This is a genomic window from Pseudomonas sp. LW8 (assembly GCF_041956865.1).
Taxonomy (GTDB): domain Bacteria; phylum Pseudomonadota; class Gammaproteobacteria; order Pseudomonadales; family Pseudomonadaceae; genus Aquipseudomonas; species Aquipseudomonas siliginis.
Genome location: NZ_CP168138.1, coordinates 5,737,293 through 5,756,415, shown reverse-complemented (window position 1 = coordinate 5,756,415; position 19,123 = coordinate 5,737,293). Strand labels below are relative to the sequence as shown.

The 19,123-nt window shown below is 60.8% G+C and carries 16 protein-coding genes; 7 read left to right on the top strand and 9 right to left on the bottom strand.

Translation table 11 applies throughout. The annotated features are described in order from the left end of the window. Positions 1–64 precede the first annotated feature (64 nt). Positions 65–691 (top strand): glutathione S-transferase family protein, encoded by a 627-nt coding sequence (locus AB9L16_RS26140; protein ID WP_236167828.1) that lies wholly within the window; start codon positions 65–67, stop codon positions 689–691. Between the two features lie 7 nt (positions 692–698). Here the strand turns inward: AB9L16_RS26140 and AB9L16_RS26135 are convergent, their stop codons facing one another. The 8 genes from AB9L16_RS26135 to AB9L16_RS26100 are packed head-to-tail and all read right to left on the bottom strand — an operon-like array spanning position 699 to position 9,687. Continuing rightward, positions 699–1,829 (bottom strand): glycosyltransferase family 4 protein, encoded by a 1,131-nt coding sequence (locus tag AB9L16_RS26135; protein WP_150637255.1) that lies wholly within the window; start codon positions 1,827–1,829, stop codon positions 699–701. Next, positions 1,830–2,960 carry a glycosyltransferase family 1 protein gene (locus AB9L16_RS26130; protein WP_150637253.1) on the bottom strand — a complete coding sequence of 377 codons (1,131 nt, stop codon included), beginning with the start codon at positions 2,958–2,960 and terminating at the stop codon, positions 1,830–1,832. After that, the gene (locus AB9L16_RS26125; RefSeq protein WP_375122916.1) at positions 2,944–4,311 is read right to left on the bottom strand and encodes a glycosyltransferase family 4 protein; all 1,368 of its coding nucleotides are present in this window, start codon (positions 4,309–4,311) and stop codon (positions 2,944–2,946) included. Before AB9L16_RS26125 ends, AB9L16_RS26130 begins: the two co-directional genes overlap by 17 nt. Beyond that, positions 4,308–5,561 carry an ABC transporter ATP-binding protein gene (locus AB9L16_RS26120; RefSeq protein WP_056791071.1) on the bottom strand — a complete coding sequence of 418 codons (1,254 nt, stop codon included), beginning with the start codon at positions 5,559–5,561 and terminating at the stop codon, positions 4,308–4,310. Before AB9L16_RS26120 ends, AB9L16_RS26125 begins: the two co-directional genes overlap by 4 nt. Continuing rightward, positions 5,561–6,358: an ABC transporter permease gene (locus AB9L16_RS26115; protein ID WP_056791068.1), complete on the bottom strand. Its 798-nt coding sequence runs from the start codon at positions 6,356–6,358 to the stop codon at positions 5,561–5,563. The genes AB9L16_RS26120 and AB9L16_RS26115 overlap by 1 nt, the downstream gene beginning before the upstream one ends. Beyond that, positions 6,359–7,801, bottom strand: coding sequence for a mannose-1-phosphate guanylyltransferase/mannose-6-phosphate isomerase (locus AB9L16_RS26110; RefSeq protein WP_375122915.1), 1,443 nt, complete (start codon positions 7,799–7,801; stop codon positions 6,359–6,361). A gap of 3 nt (positions 7,802–7,804) precedes the next feature. Continuing rightward, positions 7,805–8,776 carry a GDP-mannose 4,6-dehydratase gene (gene gmd / locus AB9L16_RS26105; RefSeq protein ID WP_105704732.1) on the bottom strand — a complete coding sequence of 324 codons (972 nt, stop codon included), beginning with the start codon at positions 8,774–8,776 and terminating at the stop codon, positions 7,805–7,807. After that, on the bottom strand, positions 8,773–9,687 hold the full coding sequence (locus AB9L16_RS26100) for a GDP-mannose 4,6-dehydratase (RefSeq protein ID WP_375122913.1): 915 nt from the start codon (positions 9,685–9,687) through the stop codon (positions 8,773–8,775). The genes gmd and AB9L16_RS26100 overlap by 4 nt, the downstream gene beginning before the upstream one ends. A gap of 426 nt (positions 9,688–10,113) precedes the next feature. Between AB9L16_RS26100 and AB9L16_RS26095 the strand changes: the two genes are divergently transcribed. The 6 genes from AB9L16_RS26095 to AB9L16_RS26070 all read left to right on the top strand — a co-directional run bounded on the left by AB9L16_RS26095 (position 10,114) and on the right by AB9L16_RS26070 (position 18,413). Then, positions 10,114–11,691: a glycosyltransferase gene (locus tag AB9L16_RS26095; RefSeq protein WP_375122912.1), complete on the top strand. Its 1,578-nt coding sequence runs from the start codon at positions 10,114–10,116 to the stop codon at positions 11,689–11,691. Beyond that, positions 11,685–12,986, top strand: a complete 1,302-nt coding sequence (locus AB9L16_RS26090) for a glycosyltransferase (protein WP_375122911.1) — start codon at positions 11,685–11,687, stop codon at positions 12,984–12,986. The genes AB9L16_RS26095 and AB9L16_RS26090 overlap by 7 nt, the downstream gene beginning before the upstream one ends. After that, positions 12,983–14,137, top strand: a complete 1,155-nt coding sequence (locus AB9L16_RS26085; RefSeq protein ID WP_310218618.1) for an acyltransferase — start codon at positions 12,983–12,985, stop codon at positions 14,135–14,137. The genes AB9L16_RS26090 and AB9L16_RS26085 overlap by 4 nt, the downstream gene beginning before the upstream one ends. Next, a complete protein-coding gene (locus tag AB9L16_RS26080; protein ID WP_375122910.1) occupies positions 14,131–14,970 on the top strand; it encodes a class I SAM-dependent methyltransferase in 840 nt (279 codons plus the stop codon). Before AB9L16_RS26085 ends, AB9L16_RS26080 begins: the two co-directional genes overlap by 7 nt. A 136-nt stretch (positions 14,971–15,106) precedes the next feature. Next, on the top strand, positions 15,107–16,291 hold the full coding sequence (locus AB9L16_RS26075) for a DUF3142 domain-containing protein (RefSeq protein ID WP_375122909.1): 1,185 nt from the start codon (positions 15,107–15,109) through the stop codon (positions 16,289–16,291). After that, positions 16,278–18,413: a hypothetical protein gene (locus AB9L16_RS26070; protein ID WP_375122908.1), complete on the top strand. Its 2,136-nt coding sequence runs from the start codon at positions 16,278–16,280 to the stop codon at positions 18,411–18,413. Before AB9L16_RS26075 ends, AB9L16_RS26070 begins: the two co-directional genes overlap by 14 nt. Here the strand turns inward: AB9L16_RS26070 and AB9L16_RS26065 are convergent. After that, the gene (locus AB9L16_RS26065; RefSeq protein WP_375122907.1) at positions 18,410–19,039 is read right to left on the bottom strand and encodes a LysE family translocator; all 630 of its coding nucleotides are present in this window, start codon (positions 19,037–19,039) and stop codon (positions 18,410–18,412) included. The genes AB9L16_RS26070 and AB9L16_RS26065 overlap by 4 nt on opposite strands. Positions 19,040–19,123 lie beyond the last annotated feature (84 nt).

The window sequence follows — 19,123 nt, the reverse complement described above, 5'->3', positions numbered from 1 at the left end:
ATAGATGATGACTCCATCGGCGCGCTCATTCCCGTAGCGACGTCATTTTTCAGCGGAGTCGACCATGCAAGCGATCAAACTCTACAACTTCCCACGTTCCGGTCACGCCCACCGCGTCGAGTTGATGCTGTCGCTGCTGCAACTGCCGACCGAGCTGATCTTCGTCGATCTGGCCAAAGGTGAGCACAAGCAGCCGCAGTACCTGGCGATCAACAGCTTTGGCCAAGTGCCGGCGATTGATGACAACGGCGTGGTGCTGGCCGATTCCAACGCGATTCTGGTTTATCTGGCGCAGAAATATGGCAACGGACGCTGGCTGCCGGCCGACCCGGTGGGCGCAGCGCATGTGCAGCGCTGGTTGTCGGCAGCGGCGGGACCGATTGCCTTTGGCCCGGCGGCGGCACGCCTGATCACGGTGTTTGGTGCGCAACTGAATGCCGAGGAAGTCATTGGCCGTGCGCACAATCTGCTCAAGGTCATGGAGCTGGAACTGGGCAAAACAGCGTATCTGGCGGGCGAAGAGCCGACCATCGCTGACGTGTCTGCCTACAGCTACATTGCGCATGCCCCGGAGGGCAATGTCTCGCTGGACGACTACGCCAACGTTCGCGCCTGGCTGGCACGAGTCGAAGCGTTGCCGGGTTTTGTCGCAATGCCGCGCACGGTGGCCGGGTTGCAGAAAACCGCGTGACCTCCACTCAAGCGTAGGACAGAGCCTTTTCAGCCAGCAGTTCCTGATACAGCTCTGTCCACTTGCGGCCCATTTCATCGGCAGTGAATAACTGCCGATAGCGCGCTTCCGCTTTGACGCCCATCTCGGCGGCACGCTCAGGGTTGTCCCATAGCGTACGCATGGCTTCCCGAAAGGCCTGTGGATTGCTCGGCGGCACCACCAGTCCGGTTTCGTTGTGGATATTGATGAAACTGGTGCCGGTGCCGATTTCGCTGGAGATCATCGGTTTACCGTACATCGCGCCTTCGAGCAACGAAATCCCGAAAGCCTCGGAGCGCAGGTGCGAAGGAAATACGATCGCGTAACTCAATTGCAGCAACGCCACTTTGTCCTGGTCACTCAGACGGCCGAGGAAATGAATATTGCGCAGGCCCAGCGCGGCGGCCTGTGCATGCAGTTCCTGCTCCAGCGGACCGGCACCGACAATCACCACGGGATAATCGATGTCTTTGAGCGCGTCGAGCAGGATGTGCAGGCCCTTGTAATAACGCATCACCCCGACGAACAGAAAAAACTTATCCCCAAGCTGTTGGCGCCAGCGGTTCATGCGTTCGGTATCGGGCTGTGGATAACCTGCTTTATTCAGGCCGTAGGGGATAACGCGGGTCTTGTCCTGAAACTGCTGCAGCACATCGCTGGTGTGCAGATAGTTCGGCGATGCAGCAACGATGCGGTCGGCGCTGGCGAGGAAGCGATTCATCAGTGGCCGATAGAGCTTGAGCAGATGCTTCTGGCGAATGATGTCCGAGTGATAGGTGACCACGCTCGGCTTGTTCACGGCGCTGGCGAAATGCACCAGGTCCATGAACGGCCAGGGGAAGTGATAGTTGATCACGTCGGCTTCGGCGGCCAGCTCACGGAACTGCTTGAACACACTCCAGGAAAAGCCAGTGGAGGCGAACTGGACATCCAGCTTCGCCCGATGTACTTCGTGCTGACCCAGTTGCACCACGGGCGGTGTCGGATTGGTGCTGAGGGTCAGCACTTGCCCATCGATGCCATGCTGAGCGCCGCTTTCGCACAACTGAAAGATGACTTGTTCGATGCCGCCGACCGAATCGGGCAGGTACGTCTTGAAGAAATGAAGAACGCGCATTCAACCTCCCATGGCCTGGCGGTAGGCACCAGCCGTAGCCTGTGCACAACGTTGCCAGGAAAAAAGTGCCGCCTGCTGCAATCCCGCTTCGCGGCAGGCCTGCCAATGCAGCGAGTCGTCGATCAGCCGGCCCATTGCATCACGCAGACCCTCGGCATCGTCCGCTTCAATATAGTTGCCAGCCGCGCCAGCCACTTCCGGCATCGCTGAAGAACGGGTGGTCACCACCGGTGTGCCACTGGCCATGGCTTCCAGCACCGGCAAGCCAAAGCCCTCATACAACGACGGAAATATCAGCGCCCGGGCGCCGGCCAGCAGTTGCGCCAATTGCTCATCGGGCAGATAGCCGAGCAGGCACACGTGGCCGCTGGCCAATGCCTGGCGCAGTGGCTCGCTGAACTGCTCGCGCTGCCATCCGGCCATGCCTGCAATCAACAAGGGAAAGCGCTGGCGCACGGCGTCTGGCAGCAGGGCGTGGGCCTGCAACGCCAGGCTCAGGTTCTTGCGCGGCTCCAGGGTGCCGACACAGAGGAAATATTCCCGTGCCTGGACGGCGTGAGCCTTGAGCACACTGTCGATTTCCTCAAGTGGCCGGGGACGGAAGCGCTCGGACACACCCAACGGCGCCACAACGAATTGCTGTGCAGGGAGATTAAAGTAGGCCTGCGCCTCGTCAGCGATCGCCTGCGAATCGGTCAGAATGACCCGCGCCTGCTCCACGCCGGCGGCCAGACGACGTTCGATTTCCCTCAAACGTGCAGGTGGCTGGGTTTCTGGAAAATGCAGGTGCGTCAGATCATGCAGGGTGATCACGGTCGGGCCGTCGAAGGCCAGCGGCCACAGGCTTGGCTCGTGATAAAGATCAATCTTTTGTGCACGCACCTGATCGAAACGTTTCTGCTCCAGCCAGCGGCGTGCCTGATAGGCCCCGGGAATTTTTCGCAGCAATGGCGTCATGCGCGAGTAGCCGGGCATGGCCGCGTCCGGCAGGGCCGAACTCCAGCCCCATCCGTGAAACAGGCTTACGTCCACATCGGGTTCGCTGCGCAAGGCGTTGACCAGTTCGGCGACGTAGTGGCCAATGCCGGTGCGCGGCGCTTGCAGGATGCGGGCGTTAAGAGCAATGCGCATGCGGCCTCGCTTGCACGCGCAGGGCCTGCTGAACATGGGCAAGGCTGCGTGTCGCCAACTGCTCACTGGCCTCGCGCCAGCCGATCCAGCGCCAGTCAGCGACGTCGCGGGCGGCGGGAAACTGTCCGCTGCGCTGATAGGTTTCGATCAGATCGGCAAGGCTTTGTGGATCCAGCAGATCGAAATACGCCATGAACTCGCCACCGATTTCGCGGAATACCGCGACGTCGCTGCCCATCGCTGGCAAACCGCGCTGCATGGCTTCTACCAGTGGCAGGCCGAAGCCTTCGACAAACGAAGGAAACACCAACGCGCTGGCCTGCGCATAGGCGTATTCGAGGCTGGTGTCGCTCAGGTCATTGAACATGAACAGGCGCCGATTCAGTTCCGGATGATTGCGGATTCGCTCAAGCAGCGCCTCGCATTTCCAGCCGATACGCCCGGCGATGCACAAGCGTGCGGTCGAACCGGCAGCCCAGGCGAGTTCGAAGGCGTCGAGCAGGTACCCATGGTTCTTGCGCGGCTCGATGGTGCTGACCATCAGAAAAACCGCTTCGGTCGCAGTGAACAGGTCACTCAGGCGCGGTTCGACCGTGGCTTCGCTGTGCTGCAGATCGAGCTCGGACCCCAGATAAAAGTAATCGAACCAGCGCTTTTCAGTCTGCTCGGCACCGACTCTGCGTTGCAATTCACCACGCACCTGATCACGCACTGTGGCGGAAATCGCCATGTAGCCATCGGCCGTGCGGGTGATCCAGTCGAACCACTCATTGAAAACTTCGACCAGCCGCGTGTCGTAAAACTGCGGATGCGTCAGCGGAATAAGGTCGTAGATCACCGCGATCATGCCGACGCCGTCGCGTTTGAGCTGCTCGACATGGGCGAAAAAGTCCGAGTGCCAGGATGAATCCAGCAGCACCAGTTGATCGCCCGGGTGGTGTTGAAGCGGCGAGCAACGTTTAAGCAGCTGCCTGCGATTGATCCGTCTGACGAGCCGAATCGGCAGGCCGAGCACGGCAAACTGGGTCAACCGATAGCTGGCGTAAAGGAGCCGCCGCGCCAGTTTCGAAGTGCATAGCGCATCGCGGCGCTGATGCCACTGCCAGAAACGATGGGCGAGGCGCTCCAGGCGTTCACCGAAGGTTTCGAGGCTGTTCCAGAACGGTGTATCGAGTGGCGCCAGTTGCAGCACGCGGTAGAGCTGGCGATTGATCACCACCACCGGCATGCACTCGACGCCGTCAGCGCTGGCGGGCAGCTGCTTGATGACGTTGCGCACCACGCGCTGGATCCCCGAATTGATCTTGGGGTGTTTGAATACGTGAGTGCATTCAACCAAGAGGCGGGTCATGGCGCACGCTCGACAGGCCGGGCCTCGGTGTCGCGGCTGATGGTGGTTTTAGCGTCCAGCCAGGTACAGCCGACGAAGTCTTCCCGACGGCTGTTGATCACCTGGAACACCATCCCGTAGTCACGCCACTCGAAATTGCGATCCAGATGTGAGTCCAGACGCGACAGGCTCAGCGACACCGAATAGTTGCCTTTGCCCAGGCCCATGATGAAGGCGAAGCGATAGGTGAAGCGTTCACCGGCGCGCAGATCGGTCAATGCCTTGTTCAGCCGGTGGGTGTTGATGCCGTACATCATCTGGCCGAGGCGATCCTTGAGAATGAAGCCCAGCACCAGCCGTTCGATGTCCTTGCGCACTTCGACCTGCACTTCGAGCACCACCGGTTGGCCGACTTCGACAGCCTCAATGCTGCGCTGGTTTTCATCGAGCAGGCGTACGCTCAGAATCGCCGCCTCGCCGGTGCCGGAGACCGTTTGCACCTCGCCGCCGGCGAGCGTTTCCTGGCGTACTACCTGACCCTCACGTTCGGCCATCAGCGCATTGTAATAATCGAGAACCGGCTCCGGTTTGCCGCGCATGGCCACGCGCCCATCCTTGAGCAGGATCGCCGAGTCGCAAATCGACTGAATCGCGAAGCGATCATGGGACACGATCAATAACGTCGTGCCGGATTTGCGAAAGCTGCGGATGCGTTCGAAGCTCTTGTGCTGGAAATAGGCATCACCCACCGACAGCGCTTCGTCGACGATCAGGATGTCCGGGCGCCGGGCGGTGGCGACACTGAACGCCAGGCGCATCTGCATGCCACTGGAATAAGTGCGGACCGGGTGGTCGATCGCATCGCCAATTTCAGCGAAGTGCTCGATATCGGGCATCAGGGCCTGGATTTCTTCAAGCTGCATGCCCAGTAACTGACCCGCCATGATTGCGTTCTGCCGACCGGTAAAGTCCGGATGGAAACCCATGCCCAGCTCGAGCAGCGCTGCGACGCGCCCTTGCAATTCAATCTTGCCTTGGGTGGGTTGAGTGGTGCCGGTGATCATTTTCAGCAAGGTGCTTTTGCCTGCTCCGTTGGCGCCGACGATACCCACCGCTTCACCCGGAGCAATCTCGAATTCGACATCTTGCAGTACCCAGTGCTGTTGATGCCGAAGCGGCGAAAACGGAATCAGCCACTCGGCCAGCCGTGCCCAGCGGTTTGGGTATTGCTTATAGGCCTTGCCCAGGCCGGTGACGCGAATATGTCCCATCAGAGTTCATCCACCATTTCGCCGACGCGCTGGCGAAACAGCCGCAGACCGATCAGACAGAACACCACGCCAGTAATGAAAACCGGCAGCAGCGAACTCCATACCGGCCACTGACCGTAGAGAAACAGGTTCTGATAACTGCTGAACAGGTTGGTCAGCGGGTTGAGTTGCAGCAGGCGCTGCACCCATTCCGGCAGAATCGTGATCGGGTAGACGATCGGTGTCAGCCAGAACCAGAACTGCAGGCAGATGCCGAACAACTGGCCGACATCGCGAAAGAACACGTTCAACACGCCAAGGACCATACCCAGCCCGGCGCAGAACATCATTTGCAGAGCAATCAGCGGAATCAGCGCCAGCAGAGCCATCCCTGGCCAGCGCCCGGTGATCAGCAGAAATCCGAGAAACAGGCTGATGATGATGGCGAAATTGATCCCGGCGTTGATTAGCACGATCACCGGCAGGCAGATCCTCGGGAAACTGATTTTCTTCAGCAGATTGGCGTTTTCCAGAAACATGTTCTGACTGCGCAGGGTTATTTCGGAAAACAGTCCCCAGGCCAGCAGACCAGCGCACAGGTAGACGCTGTAGGCCATGCTGTCGTCCACACCCGGTAAACGTGCGCGCATGATCTGGGAAAAGATCACCGTGTAGACAATGATCATCGACAGCGGATTGAAAATCGGCCATAGCGCGCCGAACAGCGAATTGCGATAACGCGCTTGAAACTCGCGCTGCACGCTGCCGAGGATGAATCCACGGTAGCTGTGCAGCGAGCGGTACAGGGAAAGCAGCATTCAGACCGTCCTGCCATATTGATCTTCGAAGCGAACGATATCGTCCTCGCCCAGATATTCGCCGCTTTGCACTTCAATGATGACCAGATCGATCACCCCGGGGTTCTCCAGGCGATGCTTGTGGCCGGCGGCGATGAACGTTGATTCATTCTTGGCGACCAGGGTCGTGCCGGAACCGTTGTTGGTGACCTTGGCCATGCCTTCGACCACCACCCAGTGCTCGTTGCGGTGATGGTGCATCTGCAACGACAACTTGCCACCGGGTTTGACCACGATGCGCTTGATCTTGAAACGCGGGCCTTCCTCCAGAACGGTGTAGGTGCCCCACGGACGGCTGACCGTACGATGCAGGCGATAGGCTTCGTGGGACTTGTCCTTGAGTTGCTTCGCCACGCGGCGTACATCCTGCGCACGGTCGGCATGGGCCACCAGCACCGCATCGGCAGTATCTACAACGATGAGATTATCCACCCCGACAGTCGCCACCAGCCGGCCTTCGCTCTGCACGAAGTTGTTGTGGCTGTCGATGAAGATCGCTTCGCCGCTGGCGCGGTTGTTGTCGGCATCGGCGGGAATCAGCGCGGCGACCGCGCTCCACGAACCGATGTCGCTCCAGTCGAAACCGGCAGGTACCACCACTACTTTTTCCGAGCGCTCCATCAGCGCGTAGTCGATGGAGATGTCGGTGATTTCGGCAAACAGCGTCGGTGACAGCTCCTGTTGCAGGCAGCCGACCGTTTCGACCGGTGCGCTGACGGCCATGCAGGCGCGGGTCTGTTCCAGCAACTCGGGTGCGTGCAGTTGCAGTTCGGCAATGAGCGTCGCGGTGGTGAAGCAGAACATCCCCGAATTCCACAGGAAGTTGCCGCTCTCCAGGTAATGCGTGGCGGTATGCAGGTCGGGTTTCTCGACGAAACGCTGCACCTTGGCCGCGCCTCTGGCGTCCAGCGGCGCACCGGTTTCGATATAACCGAAGCCGGTTTCCGGGGCGGTCGGAACCACGCCGAAGGTCACCAGATAACCGTCCTTCGCCAGATTCACTGCGTGCTCGACCGCACTCTTCAGGGCGTCCTGATTGACGATCAAGTGATCGGCCGGCATCACTACCATGACCGCGTCGTCACCATGCAGCGCCTGCAATGACAGTGCTGCCGCTGCGATCGCCGGTGCGGTATTGCGCCCGCTCGGCTCCAGCAGAAAGTGCCCGCGATGGCGCGACACATGCGCCGCGCAGTAGTGATCCTTGCTCTGGAAGTAATACTCGCGGTTGGTCACCGTGACGATGTCGCCCCAGCCGTCCAGCAACGCCGCCGCACGTTGGTAGGTCTTGCCCAGCAGCGACTGGCCGTCGGGCAGGGCCATGAACGGCTTGGGGTGGCCCTCGCGGGACACCGGCCACAAACGGGTGCCGGCACCGCCGGACAGAATCACCGGAATCAGCATGGCCTACTCCTTGGCGACGCGTTTCATGTCCGCATCCATCATCATGCGGATCAAGGTATCCAGGTCGGTTTTCGGTTTCCAGCCCAGCACACGCTGGGCCTTGGCCGGGTTGCCGAGCAGCACTTCGACTTCGGCCGGGCGGAAAAACGCCGGGTCGATCTTCACGTAGTCACGGTAGTTAAGGCCGACGTGATCGAAGGCAATGCGGCACATTTCGCGCACGGTGGTGGTGACGCCCGTGGCGACCACAAAATCGTCGGGTTTGTCCTGTTGCAGCATCAACCACATGGCCTCGACGTAATCGCCGGCAAAGCCCCAATCGCGCTTGGCGTCAATGTTGCCAAGAGCCAACTCGTGCTGTTTGCCCTGCTTGATGCGCGCGGCAGCGTCAGTGACTTTGCGGGTAACGAATTCGATGCCGCGCAGCGGTGATTCATGGTTGAAGAGGATGCCGCTGCTGGCGTGCAGGTTGAAGCTTTCGCGGTAGTTGACGGTGATCCAGTGGCCGTAGAGCTTGGCTACGCCGTAAGGGCTGCGCGGGTAGAATGGCGTGTTCTCGTCCTGTTGCTCAGCCTGGATCAGGCCGAACATTTCGCTGGTCGAGGCCTGATAAAAACGCGTGTGCGGACTGAACTGACGGATCGCTTCGAGCAGGTGTGTCACGCCCAATCCATCGACGATGCCGGTGGTGACCGGTTGATCCCAGGAGGCGGCGACAAAACTCTGTGCGGCGAGGTTGTAGACTTCGTCCGGTGCCGATTTGATTACCGCACGCTGCACCGAGCAGGCATCGGCCATGTCGCCGTCGAGGTAGACAATGTCGGCTTCGACACCCATCTCGCGCAGGCGCCAGCGTGAATCGCTGCTGCGTCGAGCAACGAGGCCGTGAACCTTGTAACCCTTGTCCAGCAGCAGTTTGGCCAGATAGGCGCCGTCCTGGCCCGTAATCCCGGTAATCAGTGCACTTTTTGTCATTCTTGTCGTACTCGCATCTCCCAGTCGGACAGGATCGCCCGCAGGGATTGTTGTGTGGTGGTGGCTGGCGCCCATCCTGTGGCTTTGGCCAGTTTTGCGTGGCTGCCGCAGACGCGGCGCTGGTCGGCGCGACGCATGCGCGCCGGATCCGGCACCAGTTCAACGTCGACTTCGGCCAGATCGGCCAATTGCTCGATCAGGCTGCGAATGCTTTGCTCGCGGCCCGAGCAGATGTTGTAGACCTGCCCCGGTGTGCCGTTTTCCAGCAATGCGAAATACGCTGCGATCACGTCGCCGACATCAAGAAAATCCCGTGTCACGTCGATATCGCCGACTTGCAATCGCGGCGCTTGCAGACCCTGTCTGATACGGCAGATCTGCCGGGCTGCGCTGGCGATCACGAAGCTGTCTTTTTGCCCGGTGCCGATGTGGTTGAACGGGCGTGCGACCAGCACTGGCCAGCCTTCACTCAGGCCCCATTGCAAGCTGAGGAACTCCGCTGAAAGTTTGCTTACCGCGTACGGATTGCGTGGCAGCGGTGGTTGTTGCTCGGTGATCGGCAGGTGCTGCTCGCCGACTTGCCCGTAAACGTCGCCGGAGCTGACGTACAAAAACGTCCCGGCAAAGCCGCGAGCCTTGAGCGCCTGCAACAGATTGAGGGTGCCGAAGAGATTGATGTCGAGGGTGCGGGCCGGGTCACGAAAGGCTTCCGGCACGAAGGTCTGTCCGGCCAGATGAATGACTGCATCCGGCATCTCGGGCCAAAGGTCGATGAGGCTGTCGGCGTTCGTAAGGTCGTAGGCCGATGCGGCAGGCAGCAGCGCCCACGACGAGCCCGGCGACGCCAGACGAGACTGAATGTGTTGTCCCACGAAGCCGCTGAGGCCCGTGACGAACAGACGTTTTTTCAAACAGCGACCCCTTGGTCATGACTCGCGCCGCTTTCCCGGATGCTTTTGGGATAAGTCTGAAATACAGCGGGGAATATCCGCGCAAACAGCAGGCGAAGCCGTTGTTGTAGTTGTTTGGTTGCCAATCTGTGCCAATTGCTCGGCAATTTCAACCGGGCAAACCGTGACTGGTCAGTTCTCGTCAGCATAGTCCGATTTATTCTCGCCCGGCGGTTCCCGGACTCGCGATGGATGTGTTTAGAATGGCCTTCGTCGCGAGTTGGCCGATTGTTTTCCGGACGCCGCGACGCGGGGTGAAACTGACCACTAAAACAAGAACAGAGACGTGCCCGATGATGACGGACGAGTGCCGGCCCTGCCGACCCGATCCGACGCGCGGCCGTCATAGCATGAAGTCGCCGGGATGGCGCTTCATCGTGGGATGCCATGAATTTCATTCTCTACTCGGACGTCAACGACAGCTCCATCAGTGCCAGTCTGGGGCGTCCGGAATACAGCTATTACTTTGTCCTCAAAGCCTATCGCCCGGTGCTGGAAAGCCTGGGGCGCGTGCACGTGGCCGGATCTGTCGCCGACGTCGATGTGATTTACCGGCAATTGCTCGCCGCAGGTGAAGACACTGTGTTCCTGTCCTTCACCCCACCGCAGAAGACCCCGGTTGATCTGGAATGCCCGACGATTTGCGTGGTGGCCTGGGAGTTCGATTCGATCCCCGATGAACAGTGGGACGACGATCCGCGTCAGGACTGGACACGCATGCTCGCACGCCACGGCCGGGTCATCACTCTGTCGAGCCACACGGCAACGGCCATCCGCCGCGCCATGGGCGAAGCGTTCCCGGTGCTGGTTTTGCCGACGCCGTTGTGGGACAGCTTCGCAACGATTCGTCAGCAACACCAACCCATGCCGGTCAATCCCAGGACTGCACTGGCGATCAAGGGCTGTATTTTCGATTCGCGCACCCTCGGCCTGTCAGCCGATGCGCTGATCCCAACGCCAATCAGCCCTGAAGAGCAGGCTGCACTGGCCGCAGCAATTGAAGCCGCGCGCCCGCCACCGTTGACGTTCAAACGCCGACTGGTCATTGCTCGACATTATCTGCGCCTGTGGGCACTGGACTTGGGACGCGAACAGGCGGAACCGATGCCGCGGGTGAAATTTCTGCACAACTGGTACTGGGAGGGCATTCGCGATCTGCTGCCGGACGCTTTGCATGGCTGGCTGCAACAGCGTTGGCCTGAGGTGTGCGGCGCTGCGCCGGTGCCCGTGATCGAACCGGCGCCACTCGATCTGCCGGACACCTCATCGGTGGTCGAAACCACAGTCGAGGGTGTGGTGTACGTCTCGGTATTCAATCCCAAGGATGGCCGCAAGAACTGGCATCGACTGATCAGCGCATTCTGCTGGGCCTTCCGCGAAACGCCCGACGCGACGCTGGTGCTCAAGATCACCCAGAATGATCTGGCGTCCTATTACAGCGAGTTGATGACCCTGCTGGCGCAACTCACACCGTTCGCCTGTCGGGTCGTGGTGATGCACGGTTACCTCGACGACGCGCAGTACGCCAGGCTCTATCAGGCGGCCAGTTTCTACGTCAACGCGTCACGCTGCGAAGGGCTGTGCCTGCCCTTGATGGAGTTCATGTCCAGCGGTAAACCGGTGATCGCCCCCGATCACACGGCGATGGAAGATTACATCGATGACTCGGTGGCGTTCGTGGTCAGGTCCAGTGAAGAGCTGACGATCTGGCCGCAGGACACGCGGATCATCTACCGCACGCTGCGGCACCGCCCCGACTGGGGCTCGCTGAAAAACGCCTACGAAAACAGCTATCGAATGGCCAAGGCCCAGCCGCAGGAGTATCAGCGGATGTCTGCCGCCGCCGTCGCGCGCATGCAGCAATACTGCGCCTTCGCGCCGGTGCGCAAACGGCTCGCGGAGTTCTTTGCGCTGACAGCAGGCCCCACCGATGCTGCGCCTGTGACGGATAACGCCTCATGCTGATCATCATTCATTCGGAAACCAACCGGCACACCATTGCGCAGAACCTCGGGCGTTCGGAGTACAGCTATTACTTCGTGCTCAAGGAGTATCGTCCGGTGCTCGAACGCATCGGTCGGGTCGTGGAAGTGGCCGATCCGCAGACAGAAGTCGATGCTCTGTATCTGGAGTGTCTGAGCCGTGGCGAGCCTTGCGTGTTTCTGTCGTTCTCGCCGCCGCATCGCACTCCCGTTCACCTGGCCTGTCCGACGCTGCCGGTGTTTGCGTGGGAGTTCAGCACGATCCCCAATGAAGCCTTTGCGGGCGAGCCGCGCAATGACTGGCGTAGCGTCTTGCATGCCTGTGGCGCAGCGATCACCCATTCCAGCTACACGGTCAATGCCGTGCACGAGGCGATGGGTGCCGAGTACCCGATCGTCGCGGTGCCGGCGCCGGTCTGGGACCGCTTTGCTGCCCGTGGCGCGAAAATGCCCGAGCAAGCCCTGGCCGCCGCCTACAGCCTGACGATCAAAGGGCTGGTCGCGGACAGCCGCAACCTCAATCTGAATGCATTCGGGCCGGCGCACCTGCGCAGCGGCGACGGCATCGACTTCGCCGCGCCGGCCTCCGAGCAGACGCTGGTGCTTGACGGAGTGGTTTATACCTCGGTGTTCAATCCCGGTGACGGGCGCAAGAACTGGGAAGACATGCTCAGCGCTTTTTGCGTTAGTTTTCGCGATCTCGAAGACGCGACGCTGGTGCTCAAGCTCACTCACCACGACGCCGAAGAAGCGCTCAGCGATATCCTCCATCATTTGTACAAAAACCAGTCTTACCGTTGCCGCATCGTTCTGATCTACGGTTACCTCGCCGATCCGGACTACGAGCAACTGGTGCAGGCCACGCGGTACGTGGTCAACACCTCCTACGGCGAAGGTCAGTGTCTGCCGCTGATGGAATTCATGTCCTGCGGCAAGCCGGCGGTGGCGCCGCGTACCACGGCGATGATCGATTACCTGAGCACGGAAAATGCCTTTCTCATCGAGTCCACCGACGAGCTGACAGCCTGGCCCCACGACCCGCGCAAAGCCTTCCGAACCCTGCGTTACGTGACCAACTGGAGCTCATTGTGCGAGGCCTATCGGGCCAGTTACGACGTCGCGAAAAACCAGCCGCAGCGCTATGCCGAGATGTCGGCGCAGGCGGTCGTAAGTTTGCAGGCGTTCTGCAGCCAGACTGTGGCTGAACAGCGTTTGCGAGGGTTTCTGACGCAGTTGTTCGAGCATCGTGCGGCTGCCTTGGAAGCCCCCCAAGCATGAACGCCAAGCGCATCATGGACGTTGAAGTCCTGCGTGCGGTCGCGGTGCTCGCGGTGTTGTTCCACCATTTGCCGGACAATCTGTTCACTGACCCGGTGCCGTCGCTTGCCCGGATCCACGAATGGGCGCAGACGTGGTGGGGCGTCGACCTGTTTTTTGCGATCTCCGGTTTTGTCATCGCCCGCAGCTTGATCCCGGTGCTGCAAGGCTGCACGACGGGCCAGGAGCGCTGGCAACAGGTGCGCCATTTCTGGCTGCGCCGGGCTTTTCGCCTGTTGCCTTCGGCCTGGTTATGGCTGGCGGTGATCCTGCTGGCCTGTGTGTTTTTCAATCGATCCGGTGCGTTCGGCACGCTATCCGCCAATCTTCAGGCGACCTTGGCCGGGGTACTGCAATACGCCAATTTCCGCTTCGCCGACAGCTTTTTCCAATACGAATACGGCAGCAGTTTCGTCTACTGGAGCCTGGCGCTGGAGGAGCAGTTCTACCTGCTCTTTCCGTTGCTGATCCTGTTGTTTCGCCGACACCTGGTCTGGGCATTGCTGGCGCTGGTGGCGGTGCAGATTCTGACTGTGCGCACGCCTTTGCTGATGGTAGTACGCACCGATGCGCTGGCCCTTGGCGTGCTGTTGGCGATGTGGAGTGCGCAGCCGGGTTTTCAGCGCTGGCAGCCCTCGTTCTTGCGCCGACCATGGCTTGGCATTTCAGCGTTGATGGTCATTGGAGCGCTGTTGAGCTTCATGGCCACCGACCGTTTTACCCTGGCCAATTATCGGATCGGTTCGATCGCCGTGCTCAGTGCGCTGCTGGTCTGGATCGCCTCGTACAACTGTGACTACCTGATGCCTGCCGGACGCTTGCAGCGGTTGCTGGCATGGATCGGCAGCCGCTCCTACGGTATCTACCTCATTCACATTCCGGCGTATCTATTGGTGCGTGAACTGATCTTTCGCTTGCAGAGCAGTGGCCTGCCGAGCCCCGCCGGACATCCCATCATTACGATGCTGATTGCCTTTGGCCTGATCGCGCTCCTCAGCGAACTCAACTACCGCGTGGTCGAAATGCCGATGCGCAATCGCGGTGCTGCACTGGTCAAGCGCCTCGACACCTCCCGAACTGCAGTTACCTCACCCGGAGCCACCTCATGCTGAGCTTTTTGAAGAAACTCTCGGCGACAACGCCTGCGCAAACTTCGGCAGAACCGGTCGCTGCGGTTGCCGATAAAGTCGATCCGTACATGCTCGGCCTTTACGATGCGAAGCTCAGCGGCTGGTACAACCAGGCAACCCACGAGCTGTACACGGGATTCCCTGTGAGTGCCGACGATACGTTGCTTGATGTCGGCTGCGGTGATGGCGGCAACGTGCACTTCTGCGGTATGCGCGGAGCGAAGATCATTCTTGCCGATATCGATGGGGCCAAGGTCGAGGCCACCCGCCAGCGTCTGAGCGACACGCCGGCCCGGGACATCGAATGCCACATTACCGACTGCAACCCGCTACCGATCGCCGACGCAACGGCGACGCGTGTGGTCTCCACCGAGGTGATCGAGCATGTTGATGATCCCGCGCAGTTTCTTGCCGAACTGGTGCGTGTCGGCAAGCCGGGCGCTTTGTATCTGCTGAGCGTGCCGCATCCCAGCTCCGAGGACCTGCAAAAGGACATCGCCGCGCCGGAGTATTTCCAGAAACCCAATCACATACGCATTATCAGCGAAGACCAGTTCAAGGCCATGGTCAGCGACGCCGGGCTGGAGATCATCAGCCACAGTAAATATGGCTTCTACTGGTCGATGTGGATGATGTTGTTCTGGGAAGCCAAGGTCGATCTCAGCAACCCCGATCACCCGATGCTCGAGCACTGGGCCAATACCTGGCAAGCGGTGCTGGATTCCCCGCGCGGCGCGCAGATCAAGCAGGCGCTGGATGCGGTGGTGGCCAAGAGTCAGGTGATTATCGCGCGCAAGCCTGCGGCATCCCTGTAGGCGCTACGGCACGCTGCGATCTTTTGATCTGGAGTCTTGAAGCTAGATCAAAAGATCGCAGCCTCGTTTCACTCGTCAGCTCCTACACGGTTTTTGTGTAACCTTGCAGCCCTGTGGTTTCAGGGATTTTCAAGGTATGCGGTTGATTGTGTGTCTGTTCCTTGGCGTCTTGCTGGCAGGTTGCGAGCAACACGTCGCGCCGGCCCTCGACCAGCAACTCTACGTCTGGCAGCGCCAATGGACACCGGCGCATGAACCGGCATTGCGTGACAGTCGCGATGATTTCTCGACGCTGCGCGTACTGGCATTGCAGGCCTTTCCCTGCGAGCGGTGGAGCAGGGCGCGGGTTGATCCAGCCTTGTTGAGAGCCGATGGCCGGCCGTTGATTGCAGTGATTCGCCTTGATGGTCAGCTGCAATCACTGGACCAGCAGCAGGTCACCGCGCAGATTCTGCAAGTCATCGCCGATTGGCAGGCGCAGGGCCTCACGTTGAGCGGCGTCGAGATCGATCACGACGCCGGTACAGCACGGCTGCATGCGTATGCCCAATTGCTCAAAGATCTGCGCGCGACCTTGCCGCCATCGTTGCCTTTGAGCATCACCGCACTGCCGGCCTGGCTCGACAGCGCGCACTTGCCGGCGCTGTTGCAGAGCGTCGACAGCAGCGTGCTGCAAGTCCACGCCGTGAGCGATCCGCGACTGGGTCTTTTCGACGCCAGGCAGGCGTTGAAGTGGGCCAAGGCCTGGGCACATGTCAGCGACAAACCGTTCTATCTGGCGCTGCCGGCCTACGGCGTTGCGCTGTTGAGCGATGATGGTGGCGCGCCGGTAGTGGAAAGCGAAGTGCAACTGGAGCGCGGCGGGCAGCGCCGGGAATTGCTCGCCGATCCGCAGCAACTAAGCCAATTGGCCAAAACCTTGCGCGAGGATCCGCCTGAGCATCTGGCCGGGTTGATCTGGTTTCGCTTGCCGCTGACCAACGATCGTCGCGCCTGGAGCCTGACTACTTTGCGCGCCGTGGCGCGGGGCGATGGGCTGAACAGTCAGTTGCGCTTGTCATTCAAAGAGCAGGGTGGACTCTATGACATCCTGCTCGATAACCGCGGCAATCTCGACAGCCCGTGGCCCGCGCAAATTACGCTCAAGGCGCAGGATTGTGCAGGCGCTGATGCGCTCGCCGGTTACTCGTTGCAACAAAGTGCCAATCTGCTTACCTTCACCCGCCTGCGTGACGGCCGCTTGCCGGCGGGCGGGCAGCGCGCTGTCGGTTGGGCGCGTTGTGCACATATTGATCAAGGAGGTTCGCATGTTGACCCGTAACTGGCCCCGCCATCTGCTCTGCCTGAGCCTCAGCCTGCCGCTGGGTTCGGCGCTGGCCTGCGGCCCGGACTTCCCGATGCGCCTGCTCGACAACCGCGCGCAGACCTTGGCCGATTTGCCCGAGGGCAGCTTCAGCTTCGAAATCAGTCGCCTGGGTAAAACCATTGCCGGGCTGAAAAACGTCACCGCAGCGACCCATAACCCCAACGACTATGCCGAAGACAACGCGTCAGAGCTGGCGCGCGAACAGGCTGAGCAGGTGGGCCTGAGCGCTGAGCAATACGCCGTGGTCAAGCGACTGCGCGGGCTCAGCGATGCGCGTCAGGCCGAGGAGCAGGGCGCCAGTCTGCCGGCGGAAATACGTTTGTACGTCGCCGGCGCGGTGGCCTTTGCCACCGGTGATCATCAATTGGCCAGTGAGTATTTCAACAAGGTGCTGGCCCTGCCGGCAGACCAGCGTCCGTTGCGCAGCACGTGGGCGGCGTATTCCCTGGGGCGCATCGCCTTCGCCATGAGCAACGGGGCGCACGACCGCATCGAAGCGCTGGAGCAGGCGCGCGATGCCTTTCGCCAAGCCCGGCAACTGAGCATCGACGGCTTCAGCGATCCGCTGGAACTGGGCGTTGCCAGCCTCGGTGAAGAGGCGCGGGCGTTGCGCAGCGCGGGCGACTGGAGCGGCGCCATCGAACTGTACGAAGCACAGAACCTGCACGGTTCGGCCGTCGGTTACACCTCGCTCAAGCAACTGATGAACGAACTGGCCGAGTTGCCGGAATCTCAACTGGCCAAACTGCTGCAGCAGCCAGCGGTGCAGCAACTGGTCACGGCGTCGCTGGTCAGCCGCCAGGGCTGGTCATTTGGCGAGCAGCCGGCCAACGAAAAGAAATTGGTAACGCTGTTGCAGAACAGCACCCGTGGCAGCCTCGACAATGCCGATCGACTGGCGGCGATGAGTTATCAACAGGGTGACTACGCGTCTGCCAAGGCCTTTCTGGTAAACGCCGGGGACGGCGGGCTGGCCTGGTGGCTGCGGGCAAAACTCGCAGTGCGTGAGGGCGACACGACTGCCGCTGCCGCCGCCTACGCCAAAGCCGCCCAGGCCTTTCCGCAGAATGAAGACTGGGGCTATCGCCGCACGCCGGACTGGGCGTTTGAAACGGTGCAGCCCAAATGTCGGGTCGAGGGCGAAAACGCGATCCTCGCGCTGCAACGCGGCGAATACCTGCAAGCATTCGTGCAGCTGTATCGCAGCAACAGCCTTTACTGGTTCGATGCCGCCACCGTTGCCGAGCGGGTGCTGACGGTCGATGAGCTCAAGCGGTACGTCGATGAGAACGTGCCGGCGCCGCCGCCATTGACGCAGCAAGAGCGCGACAACTATGTGCCGCTGTCGGTGGCCGCCAATCTGCGCAATCTGCTCGGTCGGCGCTTGCTGCGAGAAGGGCGATACGAGGAGGCGGTCGGTTATTTCGCCAGTGACGATCTGCAGCACAAGGCCCGGCTCTATAGCGAGCAACGGCTCAAGGCCGAGTCGGCGTGGTGGCCGAGCAAACGCGCCAGTGCGTTGTACAACGCCGCGTGGACAGCCCGGGAGTGGGGCATGGACATCCTCGGTTATGAGATGGCGCCTGATTACGCCACCTTCGGCGGCAATTACACGCTGGAGAGCACGAAGCTGGATGTCGGCCCGCTGATTTCCACGGCGGAAGTGCAGCGCCAACAGGCCAGCGCCGCGCAACCGGATCAGCGTTATCACTATCGTTTCGTCGCCACGGCACTGGCCAGTCGCGCCGCCGATAACCTGCCGCACACCAGTCAGGCGTTTGCCGCCGTGTTGTGCAACGCGGCCGGCTGGAACAGCAGCCTTGAGGACCAGAGTGCGTTGTATCAGCGCTACGTCAAGGAAGGCCCTTATGTGCCGTGGGCGCAAGACTTCGGCAATCAATGCCCGTACCCGGACTTCGAAAATGCCGACAAGCGTTACGTTACCCAAGTGACCGATGCCGTGCGTGGGACGCTGCGGCCGTACAAGTGGCCGGTGCAGATCGGCGCGATCGTCGTAGTCGCGGCCATCGCGTTACTGCTGATCACCCGTCGTCAGCGCAAGGTACGCAAGGCTTAAGTCTGCTGAAGGAAGCTCAGGCGTACGGCGAAGCCAATCAACAGGCTGCCGAACAACCATTGCTGAACGCGCTGGGCGGTTGGACTGTGTTGCAGCCAACGGCCCAGTGCCGCGCCAGTCAGGGCAACCACGCTGTCGAACAGCAGACCGACGGCGACCAGCACCATGCCAAGCACGGCAAACTGGCTCAGCACCGGCGCGCCGTGACTGACGATGAATTGCGGCAGCAGCACCGAGCAGAACAGCAACGCCTTGGGATTGAGCAGGTTGGTCAGCAAGCCGCGACGGATCGCATCGCGCCACTGGCCGGGAGCAGGTGCCTGCTCTTGGTTTTGCAGACGCGGTACCAGCGAGGTGCGCAAACACTGGATACCGATCCACAACAGATAGGCCGCGCCAGCGATGCGCACCACGTCAAACGTCCACGGCGCCGTTTTGAACAGCGCCGCCAGCCCCAGTGCCGCCAAGGCAACGTGACAGGCGCGGGCGATGGCCAGGCCCAGTGCGGTGGCCAGCGCCGCACCGCGACCTTGCCGAGCACCGGTTTGCAATAGCAGGATCATGTCCGGTCCCGGCAGTAGCAGAACCACAGCCAGCGTCAGAATAAACAGCCAAAGACTTGCCACATCACACCCCGTTTTCGATGTCGATTTTCTCGCGCCAGTCTAGAGCGAGACGGTAGGGCAGGTGCTTGCGTAGTCGGCTTCAAT

Excerpts from the sequence above, each read along its gene's own strand:
- AB9L16_RS26140 (WP_236167828.1), top strand. The coding sequence starts at position 65 with ATGCAAGCGATCAAACTCTACAACTTCCCACGTTCCGGTCACGCCCAC.
- AB9L16_RS26135 (WP_150637255.1), bottom strand. The coding sequence starts at position 1,829 with ATGCGCGTTCTTCATTTCTTCAAGACGTACCTGCCCGATTCGGTCGGC.
- AB9L16_RS26130 (WP_150637253.1), bottom strand. The coding sequence starts at position 2,960 with ATGCGCATTGCTCTTAACGCCCGCATCCTGCAAGCGCCGCGCACCGGC.
- AB9L16_RS26125 (WP_375122916.1), bottom strand. The coding sequence starts at position 4,311 with ATGACCCGCCTCTTGGTTGAATGCACTCACGTATTCAAACACCCCAAG.
- AB9L16_RS26120 (WP_056791071.1), bottom strand. The coding sequence starts at position 5,561 with ATGGGACATATTCGCGTCACCGGCCTGGGCAAGGCCTATAAGCAATAC.
- AB9L16_RS26115 (WP_056791068.1), bottom strand. The coding sequence starts at position 6,358 with ATGCTGCTTTCCCTGTACCGCTCGCTGCACAGCTACCGTGGATTCATC.
- AB9L16_RS26110 (WP_375122915.1), bottom strand. The coding sequence starts at position 7,801 with ATGCTGATTCCGGTGATTCTGTCCGGCGGTGCCGGCACCCGTTTGTGG.
- gmd (WP_105704732.1), bottom strand. The coding sequence starts at position 8,776 with ATGACAAAAAGTGCACTGATTACCGGGATTACGGGCCAGGACGGCGCC.
- AB9L16_RS26095 (WP_375122912.1), top strand. The coding sequence starts at position 10,114 with ATGAATTTCATTCTCTACTCGGACGTCAACGACAGCTCCATCAGTGCC.
- AB9L16_RS26090 (WP_375122911.1), top strand. The coding sequence starts at position 11,685 with ATGCTGATCATCATTCATTCGGAAACCAACCGGCACACCATTGCGCAG.
- AB9L16_RS26085 (WP_310218618.1), top strand. The coding sequence starts at position 12,983 with ATGAACGCCAAGCGCATCATGGACGTTGAAGTCCTGCGTGCGGTCGCG.
- AB9L16_RS26080 (WP_375122910.1), top strand. The coding sequence starts at position 14,131 with ATGCTGAGCTTTTTGAAGAAACTCTCGGCGACAACGCCTGCGCAAACT.
- AB9L16_RS26075 (WP_375122909.1), top strand. The coding sequence starts at position 15,107 with ATGCGGTTGATTGTGTGTCTGTTCCTTGGCGTCTTGCTGGCAGGTTGC.
- AB9L16_RS26070 (WP_375122908.1), top strand. The coding sequence starts at position 16,278 with ATGTTGACCCGTAACTGGCCCCGCCATCTGCTCTGCCTGAGCCTCAGC.